This is a genomic window from Tenuifilum sp. 4138str, assembly GCF_041102575.1.
Classification (GTDB): domain Bacteria; phylum Bacteroidota; class Bacteroidia; order Bacteroidales; family Tenuifilaceae; genus Tenuifilum; species Tenuifilum osseticum.
Window position 1 is genome coordinate 51759 of the sequence record NZ_JBGCUE010000004.1, and the last position, 19465, is coordinate 71223.

The window sequence follows — 19465 nt, forward strand, 5'->3', positions numbered from 1 at the left end:
GCTTGTCAAAATTCATTAATATCGTCAATTTCAATTTTCACAACCTCAATGCCTGCACGTTTCAAGAGTTCAATTCCATCAAGATTGTGATACTCATCGCAGTAAACCACTCTGCGTATGCCTGCCTGAATAATCAGTTTGGAGCATTCCATACAGGGTGATGATGTAACATAAAGGGTGGCTCCCTCAGAGCTATTGCTCGACTTTGCCACTTTGGTTATTGCATTTGCCTCGGCGTGTAAAACGTAAGGCTTGGTTTTACCGGTCTCATCCTCACAAATATTCTCAAACCCCGATGGCGTTCCGTTATAACCATCGGAAATAATCATACGTTCCTTAACAATGAGTGCACCAACCTGCCTGCGTTTGCAGTATGAGTTTTTAGCCCAAATTTTTGCCATTTGCATGTAACGCCTATCAAATTGGGGCTGCTTGGTTCCGTATGGATACTTGCTTTTTTCCATGCTATAAAGATAACTTTAAGGAAACTGCGATTTTAAACAATGTCGAAATTTATTAAAAAATAACAGTTACAAGTGCAGGTAAACAAGCAAAATGTTTGTTTGACTCCAATTAGTGCTTAGCATTAATGTATTATCCTAAGTGCATTAGCAGTAAAGCTAATAATTCTAATACGTGGAGCGGTTTCCTTTAATCCAACACTTAAGTTTCTTTAAATCTTACTTTAGTATCGATTTAATTGCTGAGAAAGTTTGTTCTGGCTCCTCAATAAAGCCCATGTGTCCCGAATTTTCAAGGTAAATTGTTCTTGCTTTTCTATGGCGTTCTTCAAGGGTTTGAGCCACTTCCATTGATATCAGGTTATCGTGCTTGCCAAATATCATTGTAACGGGGAACAGCGCTTGTTCAATAATGTGATTTCGGTCGGGACGCTGAGCCATACCGTTAAGTGCTCCAACAATTCCTGAATCGCTTGTGCTGCGGGCGATTGATTTCATATGATTTATTTCGCCCATAAGTTTCTGTTGGTTATGGTTGGCAAATAAGCGAGGAATGTTGTTTTCAACAATTTGCTCCTTTTTACCTTCTTTTACAAGTTTGATATCGGCCATGCGAGCTGAACGTTTCTCATGAGTATCGGCATTGGGGGTTGAATGGAGCAGGCAAAGCCCTGTGAGCCAGTTTGGGTATCGTTCGGCAAAGGCTAAGCTTGCGTATCCGCCCATGGAGTGTCCAACTAGATGTGCTTTGCTAATTGACACCGCCCGCATTACAGCACTAACGCTATCGGCTATGAAATCCATGCCAATCACCTCCTCCTTGCAAATGGATTTGCCATGACCCGGTAGGTCTACTGCAAGGACAGTGTAATCGGGTTCGAGTTCCATGGTTAACTCCTCCCAAATGGTGAGGTTCTCCAGATAACCATGTAAAAGCACCACTGCCGGACCACTTCCGCTAATCCGGTACCTTAGGGTACACTTGGGGAGTTCAATATAGCCTTCCATAACAAATTGCTTTTGTCAAAAGTATAAAATATCAACATTATGCCTAAAAAAAAATAAAGAAAACACTAAATTTGTATGATAATTATATTCTATGACTAAGAAGCGGAACTATAAAACCGACATAGAAAATGATTCGGTGGTTGAAGATCTTTTCAACCCAAAACAATTTGAAGCAAAACCTTTCCTGAAATGGGCAGGGGGTAAAACACAGTTATTGCCTTTGTTTAAAGATTTATACCCCAAAGATTTGAAACAAAAAAAGATAAAAAACTATTACGAACCGTTTCTTGGGAGTGGTGCTGTGTTTTTTGATATTGCACAAAACTATGATGTTGCAAGTGCTTTTCTTTACGACATAAACGAAGAACTTGTATTGACTTATAGAGTAATTCAGAAGGATGTATCCAAATTACTTGAATTTCTTTATAGATATCAAAAAACATATCGCAGTCTAGACAGAAAAAGTAGAGAAGAATACTTTTATGAACAGAGAACAAATTATAATCTTCAAAGATTTAATATTGACTACGATAAGTATTCTGAAAATTGGGTTCCACGTGCTGCTCAACTAATCTTTTTAAATCGAACCTGTTTTAACGGTTTATATAGGGTTAACTCCAAGGGTGAATTTAACTCCCCCGTGGGTGATTATGAAAATCCCACAATTTGCGATGAGCAAAATTTATTGGCCGTTCATAAGGTGCTTCAAATAGCCGAAATAAAAAAAGCAGATTTTTATTCAGTTTTACAGGATATTAAATCAAATGCATTCATATACTTTGATCCCCCTTACCGTCCAATAAGTAAAACCGCCAATTTCAAACATTATAGTAAGAATGATTTTTCCGATTCAGAACAAATTAGGCTTTCAAAACTATTTTACATATTGAATGAACAAGGTGTGATGCAAATGTTAAGCAATTCCGACCCTAAAAATGTAGATCCTAATGATGATTTTTTTGATTCCATTTACCAAAATTTCAATATTATTAGAGTTCCTGCCAAAAGAATGATAAATTCCAATCCACTAAAGCGTGGGTTAATAAACGAAATAGTTGTAACTAATTATTCTATAGCTTGATGGAAAAAGGAAGTAAAAGCAATAAAACAGGAAATCAATTAGAAAGAACCGTAGTATCTGTTTTTAGTGGAAAGGGGTTTGAAGTAGTAAAATATAGGGATTGGGAAAAAAACAGAGAAAGATATGGAAAAGAGTTATTATTGGTGAATGTTCCATTTACTACAATCTATAATCACGATGGTAATACAGAATTCTTATTACTTTCAGAAAGATATGATATTTGTGCACGAATAGAATGTAAATGGCAACAAGTGTCAGGTTCTGTTGATGAAAAATTACCCTACTTGTATCTAAATGCTATTGAAGCAATGCCAGAAAATACAATTATCATTATTATTGATGGACAGGGCTGGAAACAAGGTGCAATTAAATGGTTAAAAGATGCTGTTGCATTAAAAAAATATTCTAATGAAACAAACAGTTCAAAGCAAATCCATGTCTTCAACCTAACTGAATTTTTTACTTGGGCTAACAATACGTTTCAATAAATTCTACCTATATCCAACCACGCAGGTTTTCTTTTCGCGTTTAACCTCGCCCGAAAGATTGAAGTATTCAAAGTAAACAATGTAAATTCCTGAATTTACCCGTCGGTTTTTGGTATCGGTTCCATCCCATCGGAGTTGCCCCGAGGTTCCAAGGGTCATATTATTTGCAAGCCTGTTGATTTCAATGCCGTTAGCATTGAAAACCCTGATGTTTGCAACATATCCGGGTTCAGGTAGCTGGTAATTGATGAGGAGGTAGTCATCACGGCCATCGCCATCGGGCGAGAAGGTTTCAGGTGTTAAGCTGAAGTTGCTTTTTCCTCCGCTTAGCTCAGAGTACTGTGAGTTACGGTATGTTGGTGTGGCAAATCCGGCTGTCTGTGCAGCCGATTGCCATGTGCTTGATTGGTTGGTTGGCATGCTGGGATTTATGCGTTCAAGCGACACTCCCTTATAATCGTTAAGCAATTTGTTGTGCATTTTCTCGGTATATCGCAATTCATCAATCACTTCATTTTCTGAATTTAATAACACTACGTAACCTTTATCGTTGTTAAAGGCAGCTAATCTGGAAGTTTTGATAAAAGACGAAGGGTTTTGGCAGGAGTAGAACTGGGTCACTTGGTTAGGATTTGTAGTAATTAGGGCATAATCGCCTGGGGAAAAAAGCCAGGGTATAGGTGATGCGCTATTGGGGTCTTTTAGGGAAAGGTCAGTTTCGTTTCGGTTGGCAATTTTTACCTGCGATAGGTCAAAACATTTACTTGACCGGTTGAATAGCTCAACAAAATCGGTTCCGCTAACATAGGGGTTGAATAGTATTTCGTTTATCACAATATCGCCCTCACTGGCAAGTTGAGGTAAGCCTATCCGTATTGTTGTGTCGGGAATAGCATTCCCTGCAAAATCGGTTAAACCAGAAATGGATATCTCGTATTTTTTTTCAGCTTCCAACGGTTCTGTTAGTTCAACGGTAACCCGCGTATAAAGTTCTCCGATGTTTATGTTATTTATACCAAGCTCTGTTATATAGTTTTCGTGAAGCGTTGCAGTTAGGCTATCCATTGACTCACTGAAGGATAACCGAATGGTTTTAGCATCGGGGACTTCAACATAGCATAGTTGAGGCGGGGTGACATCGGGATTTATTGCCATTACCGAGTTTGGTGCACAGGGAGTTCCTCCCTCGCTTGCTATACTTGCACGCCAGTTGTTCTTGCCCTCGGCAAGGTTTGAATAGTCGATACACTCAAGCGAGTAACCACCGCCGTTCCGGGTAGAGTCGTTATACCATTCCTTTGTGTAGTTTGCAAATCCTATCAGATTCCCTTGCTGATCGTACAGCCTTAGTAGCATACCATCGTTGAGTAATGCAGGAAACGATGTAATGGCGATGGTTTTACCGTACACATTAAAGTTATTCATGGCGGTTGTTCCGCCAACCAGCGCATACGATTTTGGTGGAATTGTATCGGCGGGCATTGTAACAGTTTTATCGTTTAGGGTAAGTTTCCAACCCTCGGTAAAAACAGTATCGGTTCCAGGGTTAAAAAGTTCAATGTATTCGTACTCCGGAAGGCCATTTGAAGGTACAGGGTTTGCCATTATCTCGTTAAAAATCAACCTTCCCATGTTACCCTGGGCTGTGAAACCAAGTTCAATGCTATCGGGGAGGCTGTATCCATTCACATCTTCGATATTCCTTACCACCAATTTTAACTTTTCAAAAGGCAATTTTTGTGTGGTTATTGAAACCATTTGGTTACCGTCAATCCTTATGGAGTATATGCCGATATTTTGGTTTGTTAGCGTTTTAAGTTGATAGTTCTGAATGTTCTGTGCCGATTGAATTGAAACAGGTTTGGAAAAGCTAACTCTAACTGTGTTTAGGTTTGTAGCCCGAGCGCTGCTGATAACTGGTGCAAAATCGGTAGTACAAAGGCTCAGGTCATCAATCCAAAGTTGACCAGCGCGGCTTGCTGTGTAGACAAATACAAATGCCATGTAGCTGCACTGAGGTACTGCAATCTTAGCTTCGCCTCCAAAGGTTTTAAGCCCTGTTGATTTTGGTGTAAACCATAGTTTTATGGTTCCGTTGGGCGACAGGGTAACGGTAATCTTAACCTGGTCATTTTCGTTCCAGTCAAAAGCTGATAGAATAATGTTGGTTCGCTTACCTTCCTTAAACTGCCAAACCGCAATGTTATCGTTCCCACTTGATGGGTTTATGCCTACGGCATAACCCTCAGCTTGTGTATCCATCGGATTTTCATGCGTTGAGGCAAACGCCAGGTAAAAGTAGTTTTCCGACGATGGATCCCAGCTCCCATTTCTGATGGTTATGCTCCACTCAGAGGCTTTCCCCAGCAGGGTTGTTTCAATAGGAATGCTCAGTACCGATTGATTTGCAGCGGGGTCGCCGGCATGGGCAAGTGAGTATTCCCCGGTTATTGGATCGGTTCGCGAGGTTGTCCAGTTTTCAATACCGCTCCATGCAGGAAGAATACTCTCAAAGGACTCACTAACTGGGCATGCGTGGTTGTACCCACAGTAGATATTTTCCGATATGGCGTCGGCCAACCAGCCAAAGTACGATTTAAGCCGGTATGTTCCAGTGGCTGTGAGTTTTACGCCGTTCCAAGAGGCAATACCATTGTCCAGAGGTTGTATGAGTGGGTTAACAATAAGGCTGCCCGTACCATTATAAACTTCAAGGGCTGCATAAGCCTGAAATTCACGGTCAACGTTACCACGTGAGTCGCAGGCCATTACGCTAACGCTAAAGGGTTCATTGGGATTAACCCCAAAGGGCTGGGTTAAGAACTTTAGCCTGTCGGCCTGTACCTCAATACGGCAGGGTCTACCGTAAATGGTGGAAGGGAAGGTGCTGTTAAATGCTGTGCTGTTTTCGAAGGCAGTCCAGCCGTGATTGCTAGATGGAATATAGAACTGAAACCGAAAAGCATCCTCCAGGTTTCTGTCCTTTAAAAAGAATTTGAGAATAATGTTGGCCGAGTCGGCATTGCTTACCACAACGTCACCCTCGTTGAAATCGATTTGAAGAACATTACCGCTAAACGAGTACGATTTTGGCGCAATTGTTATTGTGCCATTATCCAAAACAAATCCTTGAACCATTCGGGCTAGCTCTGGTAAACTGCTTGGATTGAATGCGAGTAATTTTATTCGGCTAACATTTAACGGCAGACCGTCAGTACTACCGGGGTCTTTCAGTTTAAAGCGAATAATTTCCTGTGCTGCTGCAGCGTAGCTGTTATTTGGGGTAAAAATAACCGTATCGGTAGGCTGAATTAAAGGTGCAGCAAAACCATCGGCATCGCCACAGGTGATGTTGCCCGATACAGCATCGTTAAGGCTTGGGTTTCGTGCTGTGAGGGTGAATACCCCGGGAGTGGAATAGTTGGCTTCAAGCAGAGCTTCGCCATTTATAATTGGCGCTGGATTTTCCGATATCAACTCAAGTTCACCAATGCCCGAACCAAGAAGCAATTCCACGTTACCAGCGAAGTTAACATCTGCATTCCCGTTTGCATCGGTGGGTTTAAGCTTAACAGTAAATGGTTCGTTTACCCCGACACGGGTGGGAGTCGAGGTAAAGCTTAGCTTTGTAGCACTTACCCTAATTGTGGCTATTGCCGAGTTAATATTGGTTGGGAATTTAGTAGCGAATCGGCTTCCTATATCGTAGGCCTCAAAACCCGGATTTAACTTATCGATATATAGTTGAATGGTTTGATTATCGGATATACCGCTATTCTTCAAGTACACCCATATACCCAATTCGACGGTTTGACCATCGGGGATGGTTAATGCGCCAGGTGGGAATGTAATATCGATGGTTGAAGTTTTTATATCGACATTGGAAAATGAGATATAGTTGACTCCTAGTTTTACTATAACGCCCTCAATTGCTTTGTTTAGCGTTGCCGCATTTACCGTATTTGCCCTGTACAAACGCATTTTCATGAGATGGGTTGGTGCACCATCGCTGCCGGTATCGGTAATACGAAATCGCATTAGTTCATTAGCCTGTGAGGGACTTGTTGCCATTGAACTGATATCGAACGATGACACCTGATTTCCCGGAACTGCCGCATACGAGGTGGTATCGTAACCAATAACTATTTCATCGCTAATATCCGTGTTTATGTTTTCACCAGCGGCCATAATACGGATTCTACCGAACCTGTCGTATAAAAGGCTGTCCCATTTGGCAATGCCCTGTATAGCTACTCGGCTAAGCCCATTTAAAGAGCTAAGACTTCCGTTGCCCTCTGCAAGGCTCAGGGTTATCTGACCTCCATAGTCGGCATCGGTATTACCATTAGTATCGGTAGCGGCTACTTCCAGACCAAAGGGTTTGCCAATAATGGCAACAGGCGATATGTTGCGGAACATAGCCTGTGTAGCGTTTACCCTAATGGTGAAGATTCCCGATTGCACCATGGCCGGGAAGGTATGAGCAAATCCCGACCCCCACAGGCTCGATTGAAAACCATGGTTTTCGTTATCTATCTCAAACAAAAGGTTGAGGTTATCGGGAATGTTGCTATCCTTAAGATAAACACCAAGTGTGAACTCCGTATGCTGGCCGTCGGGGACTGTGGCAAGCGAGCTATCCACCTCAATGGTTAGCTGTTGGTCGGTTATGCTCACGGTTTGAGTTGGGATAAGTTGCCCATCCTTCTTCAGGGTTATTCCACCAAGCAGGCTACTCCACGATGCGTTTTCAGGGTCGGGATTTTTGATAGTCATTCGCTTAACATATGTAGGCAAACCATCACCAGACCCCGCATCGGTAATACGAAAGCGTAAAACATCCACGCAATTTTCCTCTGATGTTGATGTAGATATGATATCGGTTGGTACAACCTGTTGCGATGGGGTTAACACTGCTGTTGTTCGGTCGTTTGGGTTAATTGGCTGATAGATGAACGAAATATCATCGGCCCAGAGCTTCATGTCCTGTGCCGATGAGTAACGGTAACCAATCCCGAAAATGTTAAAGTTCTTGTAGCTAAAATCATAAACTGTTCCGTAGGTGGTTAAGGTGCTGAAGTTACCGCTAACTGATGCCCGGAGGGTAAAATTTCCGTCAAAAGTTCTGGTAACCTCAATTGCTCCTGCTTTCCCGGTGCCAATTTGTGTTTGCCAGTTAAGAGTGGAGGTTAGTATAACCTGAGCCGAACCATTATCGATTCGCCAAAGCTTTAATAGGTCATCGCTGCTGGTTAGGTTAACACCCACAGCGTACCCCGATTCATTTGAATTTGCAATTTCATCGTTTGCCATCAGGTAAACCCACCAGCTATTCGATGCCGAAGGGTCGTAACCGTGACGTATCAAAAATCGCCATGTAACATCACCTTTTTCAATATCCCACGCCGGTAAAGTCCTATAAATGGTATCGGTGTATGCAATGCTATTGTCAAAGCTGTGCCTTAGCGAGGCGCTCCCCGAGAGTGGACTGTTTGTGCTAATTGACCAACGGTTTTCGGGTTTCTGAGACCATTCCGATAAATCACCCGATTCAAAGTTGAAGGTTACCACTTGCTGCCCAAAAGTCAAGCTCGCAAGTAGTGTTAAAAAAGTTATGACCGTTACTCGCATTTAAACTATTGTATAATTTTACAATCAAAATTTACGAAAAAAATCAATTAATCACCTGTAAAATATTTATTTATGCGAGTGGCAGTAGTAGGGGCAACAGGCCTCGTTGGTAGTGTTATGCTTCGCGTTCTGGAGGAACGCAATTTCCCTGTTGATGAGTTAATTGTTGCAGCATCAGAGAAATCGGTTGGTAAAACCGTAAAGTTTAAGGATGCCGAGGTAAAAGTTTGCTCCGTTGCCGATGCTGTGAAGCAAAAACCTGCCGTTGCAATTTTCTCTGCAGGTTCAGCCGCATCAAAGGAATGGGCTCCAAAGTTTGCCGAGGTGGGCACTACCGTTATCGATAACTCATCGTGCTGGCGTATGTACCCCGAAATTCCACTTGTTGTTCCCGAGGTTAACGCAGGAGTTCTTACCCCAAACCATAAAATTATTGCTAACCCGAACTGTTCAACCATTCAGCTGGTTGTAGCCATAAACCCCATTCACCTTAAGTATCGTATTAAACGGATTGTTGTTTCAACCTACCAGTCGGTTACAGGAACCGGCGTAAAAGCGGTAAACCAGCTTTTTGCTGAGCGCCAAGGGCACGAGGCCGATATGGCGTACCCTCATCCCATCGACTTAAACTGTTTTCCGCATGGCGGAACATTTCTCGATAACGGCTACACTACCGAGGAGCAAAAGCTGATTGATGAAACCCGCAAGATAATTGGCGATCAGTCTATCATGGTATCGCCAACCGTTGTTCGCATTCCGGTTATTGGTGGCCACTCCGAGTCGGTTAACCTTGAGTTTGAAAGTGAATTCGATATCAATGAGGTAAATGAAATTTTGCGCATGGCTCCGGGGGTTGTGGTTCAGGATAATCCATCCACTAACCATTACCCCATGCCACGTTTTGCCGAGGGCAAGGACGATGTGTTTGTAGGTCGTATCCGACGCGATGTTTCCCAGCCGCGAAGCCTCAATCTTTGGGTAGTATCGGACAATCTTCGCAAGGGTGCTGCCACCAATGCCATTCAAATTGCCGAGTACTTAAATGCTAAAGGTTGGCTTCGGTAATATCGGGGTATAGGAAATTGTCGTAGGGGTACCGCGTTACATGAATCTCCCTAACCATCTTATACAGTAGCGCACGGAACTCATCAATATTGATTTTTTGCTTGGCGGAAATGAAAATGGTATGGGTTCCCTTTTTGCTAATCCAGGTTCGTTTCAGTTCCTCAAGGCTAATGTTTTCGCGGGTTGACGGTGTAAGGTCATCGTCGGGTTTGCGGGTCCAGGTGTAGGCATCAATCTTGTTAAACACAAGTATGGTTGGCTTGTCGCCGCCGCCAATCTCGTGTAATGTTTGGTTAACAATATTGATTTGCTCCTCAAAGTTGGGGTGGGCTATATCAACTACATGCAGCAGCAGGTCGGCCTCTCGTACCTCATCGAGGGTTGACTTGAACGACTCCACCAGCTGATGTGGTAGCTTTCGGATAAAACCAACGGTATCGGATAGCAGGAAAGGCAGATTGCCAATTACCACCTTACGCACTGTGGTATCGAGGGTGGCAAAAAGTTTATTCTCAGCAAACACATCCGATTTGCTGATGAGGTTCATAATGGTGGACTTACCCACGTTGGTGTAGCCAACCAGCGCAACACGAACCACGCTCCCTCGACTCTTACGTTGTGTAGCCATCTGGCGGTCAATCTTGCTGAGTTCCTCCTTTAGCTTGGCTATTCGGTCGCGAATAATACGGCGGTCGGTTTCAATTTCACGCTCGCCAGGGCCTCGTAGCCCAATACCTCCGCGCTGACGCTCAAGGTGAGTCCACATTCGTTTTAGGCGGGGAAGCAAGAATTGGTACTGTGCCAGCTCAACCTGGGTTTTGGCGTAAGCCGTTTTTGCCCGTTGGGCAAACACATCGAGTATTAGGTTGGTTCGATCCAGCACCTTGCGTTTAAATTCGTGCTCAAGGTTACGGAGTTGGGTAGGAGAGAGCTCATCGTCGAAAATTACCATGTCCACATCGTTATCATCAATATAAGCAGCAATCTCCTGAACTTTACCGCTACCAATGAATGTGCGTGGGTTGGGTTCATCTATCTTCTGTATAAACCTTTTTAGGGTTATGGCCCCTGCTGTTTCCGTTAGGAATTCCAGCTCATCGAGGTAATCGGTTATCTCCTGCTCTTTCTGAAAAGGGAGCAAAACACCAACCAGTACTGCTTTTTCCTGTTTTTTTGCTGTCGAAATTGGGTTTATCATTTGGCTGTATCAATAAAAAACCCTGAATAATCAGGGTTTTCTTTAACGATTATATCAAAGTAAAGGTTTAATTATTGAGCACAAATTTAATAGGAATTACGAATTTAACCCTAACCTTTACACCATTATTGATTCCTGGCTCCCAGCGGGGCGAACTCGAAACAACCCTTATGGCCTCCCGTTCAAGGCTTTTATCTATTTTGTTTAATACCTTAACGTTTGTTACTCTGCCATCGCGCTCAACTACAAATTCAACATAGGCAACTCCTATTACCCCATTGTCAATTGCTTCTTGTGGGTAACGGATATTTGGAATAACGTATGTGTTACGGAAATGGTTGGCATCGCCCTTATCAAAGGTTGGCATCACCTCAACACGTTCAAAGGGTTCATCAACTTCTTTTTCCTCAATCCGAATAACTGGAGGAACATAAGCATCCTTGGGTTCCTCAAAAATATCGGTATTATAGTTTGGCTCTACATTGTTATCTACCACAATAATTTTTTCGGAGATTACTACTTTGGGCGGGTCTGGTTTTACCATCTCCTTAGGGTCAGTGGTGATAGGCGGTAACTCAATAGTGCCATTATTGTTACCAAGCTCAGCAATCAGGCTAGTATTGATACCAGCAGGACTTTTCCATTCAAAGGCCAGGATAGCAAGTAGGATCGATACTGTTAATCCTACCTCAAAGAAGAGGATACGCTTGCTTTCCAGGTCGGCTTTTTTCGATTTTTTTGCTTCCATAACTTTTTATGTTAAAGGGTTTCTAGTAATAAAACGATAATCATACCCCTTTCATTGTGTATAATAAAAAAATAACCCCGCAAAAAGCGGGGTTTAGTATTCTAATCTTATTTAATAAACTACTGAAGCACAAAGATAATTGGAATGGTAAACTGAACGCGAACGGCTTTACCGCGTTGTGAACCAGGTTTCCAAATAGGTGACGATGAAACCACGCGTATAGCCTCTTTATCGAGAGAGGGGTCAACACCACGCATAACCTTAACGTTGGTAACCTTTCCGTTAGGTTCAACTACAAAGTTGATAATTACGCGACCCTGAATACCGTTTTCAGCAGCTACATCGGGATACTTGAGGTTTTTCTGTACCCAAACGCGGAAGTTATTGATATCGCCACCCTGGAACGAGGGCATATCCTCTACAATAACGAATGGAGTGTACTCTTCCTCTTCCTCTTCTTCATCCTTGAACGCCATAATTGTAACAGCCTTGTCCTCGGAGAATTCGCTATCAAAGATGTCGGTATTGTCGTCGATATTAACGTTATCCTCAACTACCTTGATAACGTCAGAAACGGTAATCTGCTTGGGTGGTTCAGGGGGTTTAACCTCATCGCGGTTGGTAATAGGAATAATTTCCTGCTCAACCTTTACTTCTGTGGTTTGGGCAAGGTCAACGTTTACGGTGTCGGTGGTTGTCCATTCAAAGGCCAGCAAAACAATACCCAGCGATAAAGCAAGTCCTATCTCAAAGAATAGGAGTTTCTTGTTTTGCAGGTCAGCCTTGGGATTTTTCTTTAGTTCCATATTTTTGCGTATTTGGCTCTTGGTATAACGGTTAATTTCCTAATTTATTTTGAGCTACAAAGCAATAAAAATTTTATTTATCTTCCAATGATTATACGTAGTTTTTTAAATCATGTTAAAAAAAATTGCGTGAAATTGGCAGTATAATTAAAAAGTTTTTATTTTTGCAGCGTTATTTCATGGGGGTATAGCTCAGTTGGCTAGAGCGCTTGCATGGCATGCAAGAGGTCAGGGGTTCGACTCCCCTTACCTCCACGGCTGAAAGGGATACGCAGGTAAGCGTGTTCCTTTTTTATTTTTCACCCCGCCTCAGTTGGCCAGAGCGTCCCGCAGGAAGCGGGAAGGTCAGGGGTTCGACTCCCCTTACCTCCACGGCTGAAAGGGATACGCAGGGAAGCGTGTTCCTTTTTTATTTTTCACCCCGCCTCAGTTGGCCAGAGCGTCCCGCAGGAAGCGGGAAGGTCAGGGGTTCGACTCCCCTTACCTCCACGGCTGAGAGGGATACGCAGGTAAGCGTGTTCCTTTTTTTATTTTCCACCCGTCTCAGTTGGCCAGAGCGTCCCGCAGGAAGCGGAGGGATACGCAGGTAAGCGTGTTCCTTTTTTTATTTTCCACCCGTCTCAGTTGGCCAGAGCGTCCCGCAGGAAGCGGGAAGGTCAGGGGTTCGACTCCCCTTACCTCCACGGCTGAGAGGGATACGCAGGTAAGCGTGTTCCTTTTTTTATTTTCCACCCGTCTCAGTTGGCCAGAGCGTCCCGCAGGAAGCGGGAAGGTCAGGGGTTCGACTCCCCTTACCTCCACGGTTAAAGGGATACGCAGGGAAGCGTGTTCCTTTTTTATTTTCCACCCCGCCTCAGTTGGCCAGAGCATCCCGCAGGAAGCGGGAAGGTCAGGGGTTCGACTCCCCTTACCTCCACGGCTGAAAGGGATACGCAGGTAAGCGTGTTCCTTTTTTTATTTTCCACCCGTCTCAGTTGGCCAGAGCGTCCCGCAGGAAGCGGGAAGGTCAGGGGTTCGACTCCCCTTACCTCCACGGTTAAAGGGATACGCAGGGAAGCGTGTTCCTTTTTTATTTTCCACCCCGCCTCAGTTGGCCAGAGCGTCCCGCAGGTAGCGGGAAGGTTGTTAAAGTTGATGGTTGATGGTTGATGGTATATGAGATTACCTAAAATCATGAATCTGAAATCAATGTCGTTTAGTTAACAAAAATATTCATGCCTGTCATCCTGAGCGGCCTGTCCCGCCCTAGCGGGGAGCGAAGGATCTCTAATCGACCCATTGAGATGTTTCGCTTGCGCTCAACATGACAATAGTTTCACGAACAACGAACAACGCTTCCAGCCCTGTAGGGGCGCAATATTTGTAACACCCTGATTATTCCTACATGTATAGCGATGCACGCAATGCATTTTCCAAAGAGCAAAGGTGAAGCTTTGCATCGCAACAGAAAAATCATTACAAAGAATTATTTACATGTTCTTTCTTGTCTTGATACAAGAAAGAACCAAAGAAAATCAAGGCTGAAAAGCCCGACCCGATGGGTACCCCGCGGGTGGAACTGCCGCACGATACAATTCACCACACCTTTGGCGTGACTCATTTGGTATCGCTTACTAAGCCCACCGCCACGTTCCACCCCCGACCCATTGCCGGGTCAGGCTTTTATGCCACTGCTAATGGCATTCCTGTTGGTTGAGGAATTTCATTAATAGAGGGAATGAAAGTATAAAGCGATGCTTCGGCTAGCTCAGCATGACAAGGGAGCAGAAAGGAAGATAGGGTTTTTGTCATCCCGAGCAAAGTCGAGGGATCTCTTCAAAGGATTGAAGAGAAAAGAGCAATGAGATGCTTCGGCGAAGTCTATATCCCTATAAATCGGGACTCAGAACGACAGAGTAATGTTTCGCTTGCGCGCAACATGTCAAATAACCTTAACTAAACGACATTGAATCTGAAATCATAAATCTTAAATCTGAAATTTGAAATTTTTATCCTTTATCCTTTATCTTCACCCTTCCCCCAACCCCATAACCAATTATTACTCCAATTATGTTCGATATTAAATCGTAGGTATTAAATGTTCTATGGGGGATATATAGTTGCCAAACTTCAGCCAGCGCTGATGCCACTAATAGTAAAATAAGAACGCCAATACTAGAGGTTTTAATTCCCACTATTTTTAGTGAAATTACAAGTAGAACAAATAGCACAACGTGAACCAGATAGTCGGTATGAATAGTAATCCCAAGGCACTTAAATTTGGGAAAGTTGATAGGCAGCAGAGTGGGAATAACCAGTATTGCCGTTACCCAAAGGGCTAATGTAAGAAAAAGTATAGTAAAACGACGCAAACGCATATTTGATTTGTGTATTAAGAAACCAAATTTACATAAATATTGGTTAATGCCCCCTCTAAAATTTTAGCCTACAAAAAATTTCAAAATGAATCTTTCAGTTATCAATTTTGCTAACTTTACGGAAGGAAAACCAAAAGGTATGAAAAGATTAATATCGGTAGTAATCATAGTATTATCCGCAACAGTAGTTGCCTATTCACAGCATGGGTTACAGCCAACCATAGCGGCTATGCGCTGGGGTGCCGACTACAAGCTCCATGTAAAGCTTGCTAACGACTCCGATTATGTGGTTGATGTTCGTGGTCTTTACCACACTGGCAAGGATCTTTTCATTGACACTACCGATAACTCAGCCACCTACTATCCTGTTACCCTCGATAAGGAATTTGTTGATTACATCAAAAGCAAGAGAATATACAACGATGAAACCAGGGCTGACAGTTCGACCCAACCCAGTTACAAAACGTTGTGGTCTGCACTTCATGGGAATTTAGGAGGTGGTTACATCCATTTTATCAACTGCATGGTTTATGCTCTGGAGTCACAAAACCTCAGGCTAACTGACCCCATTCTGATGCGTCCGGCAACTAAGTGGAAACCTAAACCCATGACCCAATCGTACAAGCGTACCCGGAAATGGACATATTTCTACCCAAACACCCAACCCCTGGCACACAAGGAGTATAAAATCCGTAAGAGAGAGGGCGATTTGAAAGACCTGCAGGGCGTACCCCAACCCTTTATCGATTTATTCCTTTCAACAAACCAATCCGATTACGACAATATGGTTGCCAACCGCCGGATGCGGGAGGTTGCTCAAATCGATCTGGTAAAACTCTTACTCGGAGCCAAGTACCTGGGTGAAGACCAAATAAGGTATATCAGCTCTCGTGTTTTGATAGCAGTGCTTAAGTATAATGTGAACACCATGCCCTCCGTAATCATCTTCGACGATTACAATGCCGCCGTGGCGCTCTCGCTGGGTGTTGATGGGTATAAGATTGAAAAAATTGTTTACTCCGATGGCGAGGTGGTTTCAGGCTATGAACTTGAAGGCCGCACAGAACTAATCGAAGCACTTATCAAACGGATAAACGAGGCCAACGAACGCGTTTTCCGCAAGAAATTGCAACTTTACTACCAGAGGAAGAAATAGCGCCCATGAGTAAGGCGTGTTTCGTTTTTAGTGTTTGGTGTTCAAGGTAAGGATAAAGGATAAAAATTTTAAATTTCAGATTTCAAATTTCAGATTTAAGATTATAGGTGGTTCCTATACCATCAACCATCAACTATCAACCAACAACTTGCAATTAGCGCTTCTCCAGAAGCACCACATTCTCCACGTGGTGGGTTTGAGGGAACATATCAACAGGTTGAATACGGGATACCTTGTAAATGTCAGACATTAGGGCAATATCACGCGCCTGGGTGGCTGGGTTGCAGCTAACATAAACAATACGAACTGGCTGAACAGCCACCAGCGCTTTAGCCACATCAGGGTGGATTCCTGCACGGGGTGGATCAAGTATTACCACATCGGGTTTGCCATGCTCGTCCATGAATTTATCGCTAAGCAAATCTTTTATATCGCCGGCAAAGAAAATTGTGTTTGTAATTCCATTTAGCTTCGAGTTGATTCGGGCATCATCAATAGCTTCAGGCACATACTCTATACCCACAACCTTTTTGGCATTCCTGGCCACAAAGTTGGCAATAGTACCTGTACCTGTGTACAAATCGTAAACCAGTTCACTACCTGAAAGTTGAGCAAAGCTGCGGGCAACCCTGTATAGCGCTAGTGCCTGCTCCGAGTTGGTTTGATAGAACGATTTAGGTCCAACCCTGAACTTTAAATCCTCCATCACCTCTGTAATATGATCCTTACCCGCAAAGAGTTTAACCTCCAAATCGCTTATGGTTTCGTTTAGCTTGCTATTTTCAACGTACATCAGCGAGGTAATTTGAGGGAAACTGATACGCATGTACTCCAGCAATTCCTGAACCTCATTATTGTATCGGGTTACCGATAGGATTGCCATTACCTCACCTGTGCTTGCTGTGCGAATAATCAGATTCCTCAGTAACCCTTGTTTGGTGTAAAGGTTAAGGAAAGGAATTCCATGCTTGATAGCATAATTCCTAACGGCCAGCCTGATTGAGTTGGATGGTTCGGGTTGAAGGTAACAGTTGCTTACATCAAAAACCTTGTCGAACCTACCAGGAATATGGTATCCCAGTGCAGGAACCCTTTCTATCTCGCCAGCCTGCTCAATTTCCTCGCGAGTCAACCAACGGCTATCGGAAAAAGTGAATTCCAGCTTATTACGGTAGTGGGTAATATTTTTTGATCCAATTATTGGCAATATAGCTGGTAATTCAAGTTTCCCAATGCGTTTTAGCTGGTCGGTTACCTGTTTCTGCTTAAATTTTAGCTGTTCCTCATAGGGTAGGTTTTGCCATTTGCAACCACCGCAAAGGCCAAAATGAGAACAAAAGGGTTCAATACGGTTAGGTGAATGCTTGTGCCACTTAACCACGTGCCCTTCCATGAAGTTTTTTCGGTTGTTGGTAACCTGTATGTCAACCACATCGCCGGGTACGGCAAAAGGCACAAAAACAACTTTGTTATCGGCTTTTCCAATGGCTTTCCCTTCGGCAGCAATATCCTCAATCAGGATTTGCTCAAGCAGAGGCTTACTTCTTCGTCCCACGATTATTTTAAGTAAATTTGAACTTTATGAAGCATCGTATTGTTTTGCAAAGGTAGCTAAATTGTATGGATTCGTTAACACACGCACTAACCGGTGCCATTATTGGCCATGCTTTAGGTAACGGTAAGTTGGGAACTAAAGCAATGGTGATTGGTGCTATTGCCGCAAACATCCCCGATTTTGATGCTGCTTTTACCCCTTTCTTTGATCCCGTGGAGGCTATGTACATCCATAGAGGTTTTAGCCATTCGCTTCTGCTAATGTTTATAGGTTCAGCTTTTCTGGGATATCTTTTAAATAGGTACTACAAAAGCCGACATCCATTTGGTTTTTGGTGGCTTCTGGTATTGATACCATGGCTTTCGCATCTACTTATGGATATTTTTAACACATACGGAACCGGTATCCTTGAACCCTTTAGTAGTGTAAGAATATCGTTCGATGCCATGGCAATAATTGATATAAATTTGCTGGTTATACTTGTGCTAACCCTTGCTGCACTCCTTTTCTTAAGGGAAAAATCTCGCTTTCAAAAAAGGTTTATAGCACTTTTGTGGCTATCAGTGGTTTTGCTTTACTTTTTGTTGAATGTTTACATTAAATTATCGCTTGAGAGGGAAGTTAGGGATAGGTTAACAACAGCTGGAATTGATTTTACCCGGATTCATTCAACACCATTACCGCTTACAAACCTAGTTTGGATGGTTGTGGTTGAGGATTCGTCGGGTTACCGGGTGTCGCAGGTAAATATCGTTAAGAAACAGATAGTGAGCCATACCCTATTATTAAAAGGTAAGGAAAATAGTATTACTACTTGTTCTTTAGAACGAATAAAGGAGTTTACAAAAAACTACTTTACCATTGATTACTCCGATCAAGGTTACTTTTATGTAAACGATTTACGATTTTCAAGCCTGGAAAGTAGCTATCCTGCAGCCTATGTATTACGTTTTAGGATTGACGAGAAAAATTGTAGGGTAGGGCGCACCCATCCCAAAAGAGGGATAAATCCAACGAATATTAGCAAGCTAGTGCGGAAGATTTTTTAAGACCAAATGGGTAAAGGATAAGGTTAAAGGATAAAAATTTCAAATTTCAGATTTAAGATTTCAGATTCATGATTGAAGATTGTTTCAAGCCATCAACCAACAATTAACAACCATCAACCAACAACTATCAACCATCAACCAACAACTATCAACTAAATTAGTATCACAGGGTTCCACAGTGTAACACGGTGTTACACAGAATGGCATTCACGAACAACAACACACGAACAACGAACAACGCCTCCTGCCCCGTAGGGGCGTAACATTTGTAATCCTATGACTACTCCCCATGAATTGTCATACACGCAATTCTTTCTCTAAAGAATATTGGTGAAGCGTTGCATCGCAACAGAAAGGCAATGCAATGAGCGATTCCCGAAAAACCAGTCAAAAGGGAATGAAGGAGCAAAGTGATGCTTCGGCTAGCTCAGCATGACAAGGGAGCAGAAGGGAAGATAGGGTTTTTGTCATCCCGAGCAAAGTCGAGGGATCTCATCAAAGGATTGAAGAAAAAAGAGCAAAGAGATGCTTCGGCGAAGTCAATCCCGATAATTCGGGACTCAGCACGACAGCGTGATGTTTCCCTAACGCTCAACATGAAAAACATTCACATGAATAACCATCAACCAATAACCAACAACAATCAGCTAACCTTTTCTCACTCCCACACCATATAACCTACCCCCTCTCCTAACATTTTTTAAGAAAAAAATTTGTATTTTAAAAAATCGCCGTAAATTGCTATACCAATAACAGTAGTAAAAAACAAGGTAAAATATTAATAATCAATAAGTTAAAAGATTTAAAGGCTTTTATACGGTGTATTTTGTATTTGGGTTTCATGAGGAGGAGGAATTTAGTT

At 42.9% G+C, this 19465-nt stretch carries 14 protein-coding genes and 1 tRNA gene; 7 read left to right on the forward strand and 8 right to left on the reverse strand.

Translation table 11 applies throughout. The features are described from left to right. Positions 1 to 5: 5 nt before the first annotated feature. Both AB6811_RS05290 and AB6811_RS05295 read right to left on the reverse strand, forming a co-directional pair. Positions 6 to 464, reverse strand: a complete 459-nt coding sequence (locus AB6811_RS05290; protein WP_369489399.1) for a deoxycytidylate deaminase — start codon at positions 462 to 464, stop codon at positions 6 to 8. Between the two features lie 216 nt (positions 465 to 680). Continuing rightward, complete coding sequence (locus tag AB6811_RS05295; protein WP_369489400.1) at positions 681 to 1469, reverse strand: alpha/beta fold hydrolase; 789 nt, start codon at positions 1467 to 1469, stop codon at positions 681 to 683. Positions 1470 to 1560: 91 nt separating this feature from the next. Here AB6811_RS05295 and AB6811_RS05300 point away from each other — a divergent pair, with 91 nt between their 5' ends. Together AB6811_RS05300 and AB6811_RS05305 are read left to right on the forward strand one after the other, a co-directional pair. Continuing rightward, on the forward strand, positions 1561 to 2550 hold the full coding sequence (locus AB6811_RS05300) for a DNA adenine methylase (RefSeq protein ID WP_369489401.1): 990 nt from the start codon (positions 1561 to 1563) through the stop codon (positions 2548 to 2550). Continuing rightward, on the forward strand, positions 2550 to 3038 hold the full coding sequence (locus AB6811_RS05305; protein ID WP_369489402.1) for a PD-(D/E)XK nuclease superfamily protein: 489 nt from the start codon (positions 2550 to 2552) through the stop codon (positions 3036 to 3038). Before AB6811_RS05300 ends, AB6811_RS05305 begins: the two co-directional genes overlap by 1 nt. 3 nt (positions 3039 to 3041) lie before the next feature. Here the strand turns inward: AB6811_RS05305 and AB6811_RS05310 are convergent, their stop codons facing one another. Beyond that, positions 3042 to 8669, reverse strand: a complete 5628-nt coding sequence (locus AB6811_RS05310) for a lamin tail domain-containing protein (protein ID WP_369489403.1) — start codon at positions 8667 to 8669, stop codon at positions 3042 to 3044. A gap of 72 nt (positions 8670 to 8741) precedes the next feature. Here AB6811_RS05310 and AB6811_RS05315 point away from each other — a divergent pair, with 72 nt between their 5' ends. Next, a complete protein-coding gene (locus AB6811_RS05315) occupies positions 8742 to 9734 on the forward strand; it encodes an aspartate-semialdehyde dehydrogenase (protein ID WP_369489404.1) in 993 nt (330 codons plus the stop codon). Here the strand turns inward: AB6811_RS05315 and hflX are convergent. From hflX to AB6811_RS05330, 3 genes are all read right to left on the reverse strand, one after another. Continuing rightward, complete coding sequence (gene hflX, locus AB6811_RS05320; protein ID WP_369489405.1) at positions 9715 to 10932, reverse strand: GTPase HflX; 1218 nt, start codon at positions 10930 to 10932, stop codon at positions 9715 to 9717. The two genes, AB6811_RS05315 and hflX, sit on opposite strands and share 20 nt — an antisense overlap. A 67-nt stretch (positions 10933 to 10999) precedes the next feature. After that, positions 11000 to 11680: an energy transducer TonB gene (locus tag AB6811_RS05325; RefSeq protein ID WP_369489406.1), complete on the reverse strand. Its 681-nt coding sequence runs from the start codon at positions 11678 to 11680 to the stop codon at positions 11000 to 11002. A gap of 119 nt (positions 11681 to 11799) precedes the next feature. Then, positions 11800 to 12486 carry an energy transducer TonB gene (locus AB6811_RS05330; protein ID WP_369489407.1) on the reverse strand — a complete coding sequence of 229 codons (687 nt, stop codon included), beginning with the start codon at positions 12484 to 12486 and terminating at the stop codon, positions 11800 to 11802. A 181-nt stretch (positions 12487 to 12667) separates the two neighbouring features. Here AB6811_RS05330 and AB6811_RS05335 point away from each other — a divergent pair. Further along, a tRNA-Ala gene (locus AB6811_RS05335) sits at positions 12668 to 12741 on the forward strand. 1282 nt (positions 12742 to 14023) lie between these two features. Beyond that, positions 14024 to 14182, forward strand: coding sequence for a hypothetical protein (locus tag AB6811_RS05340; RefSeq protein ID WP_369489408.1), 159 nt, complete (start codon positions 14024 to 14026; stop codon positions 14180 to 14182). Positions 14183 to 14474: 292 nt separating this feature from the next. Here the strand turns inward: AB6811_RS05340 and AB6811_RS05345 are convergent, their stop codons facing one another. Then, positions 14475 to 14843, reverse strand: coding sequence for a VanZ family protein (locus AB6811_RS05345; RefSeq protein ID WP_369489409.1), 369 nt, complete (start codon positions 14841 to 14843; stop codon positions 14475 to 14477). Between the two features lie 139 nt (positions 14844 to 14982). Here AB6811_RS05345 and AB6811_RS05350 point away from each other — a divergent pair, with 139 nt between their 5' ends. After that, positions 14983 to 15999, forward strand: coding sequence for a hypothetical protein (locus AB6811_RS05350; protein ID WP_369489410.1), 1017 nt, complete (start codon positions 14983 to 14985; stop codon positions 15997 to 15999). 154 nt (positions 16000 to 16153) lie between these two features. On the opposite strand, the gene rlmD is transcribed toward AB6811_RS05350, so the two are convergent. Further along, positions 16154 to 17554, reverse strand: coding sequence for a 23S rRNA (uracil(1939)-C(5))-methyltransferase RlmD (gene rlmD / locus AB6811_RS05355; RefSeq protein ID WP_369489411.1), 1401 nt, complete (start codon positions 17552 to 17554; stop codon positions 16154 to 16156). Positions 17555 to 17619: 65 nt separating this feature from the next. Between rlmD and AB6811_RS05360 the strand changes: the two genes are divergently transcribed. Further along, positions 17620 to 18603, forward strand: a complete 984-nt coding sequence (locus tag AB6811_RS05360) for a metal-dependent hydrolase (protein WP_369489412.1) — start codon at positions 17620 to 17622, stop codon at positions 18601 to 18603. Positions 18604 to 19465 lie beyond the last annotated feature (862 nt).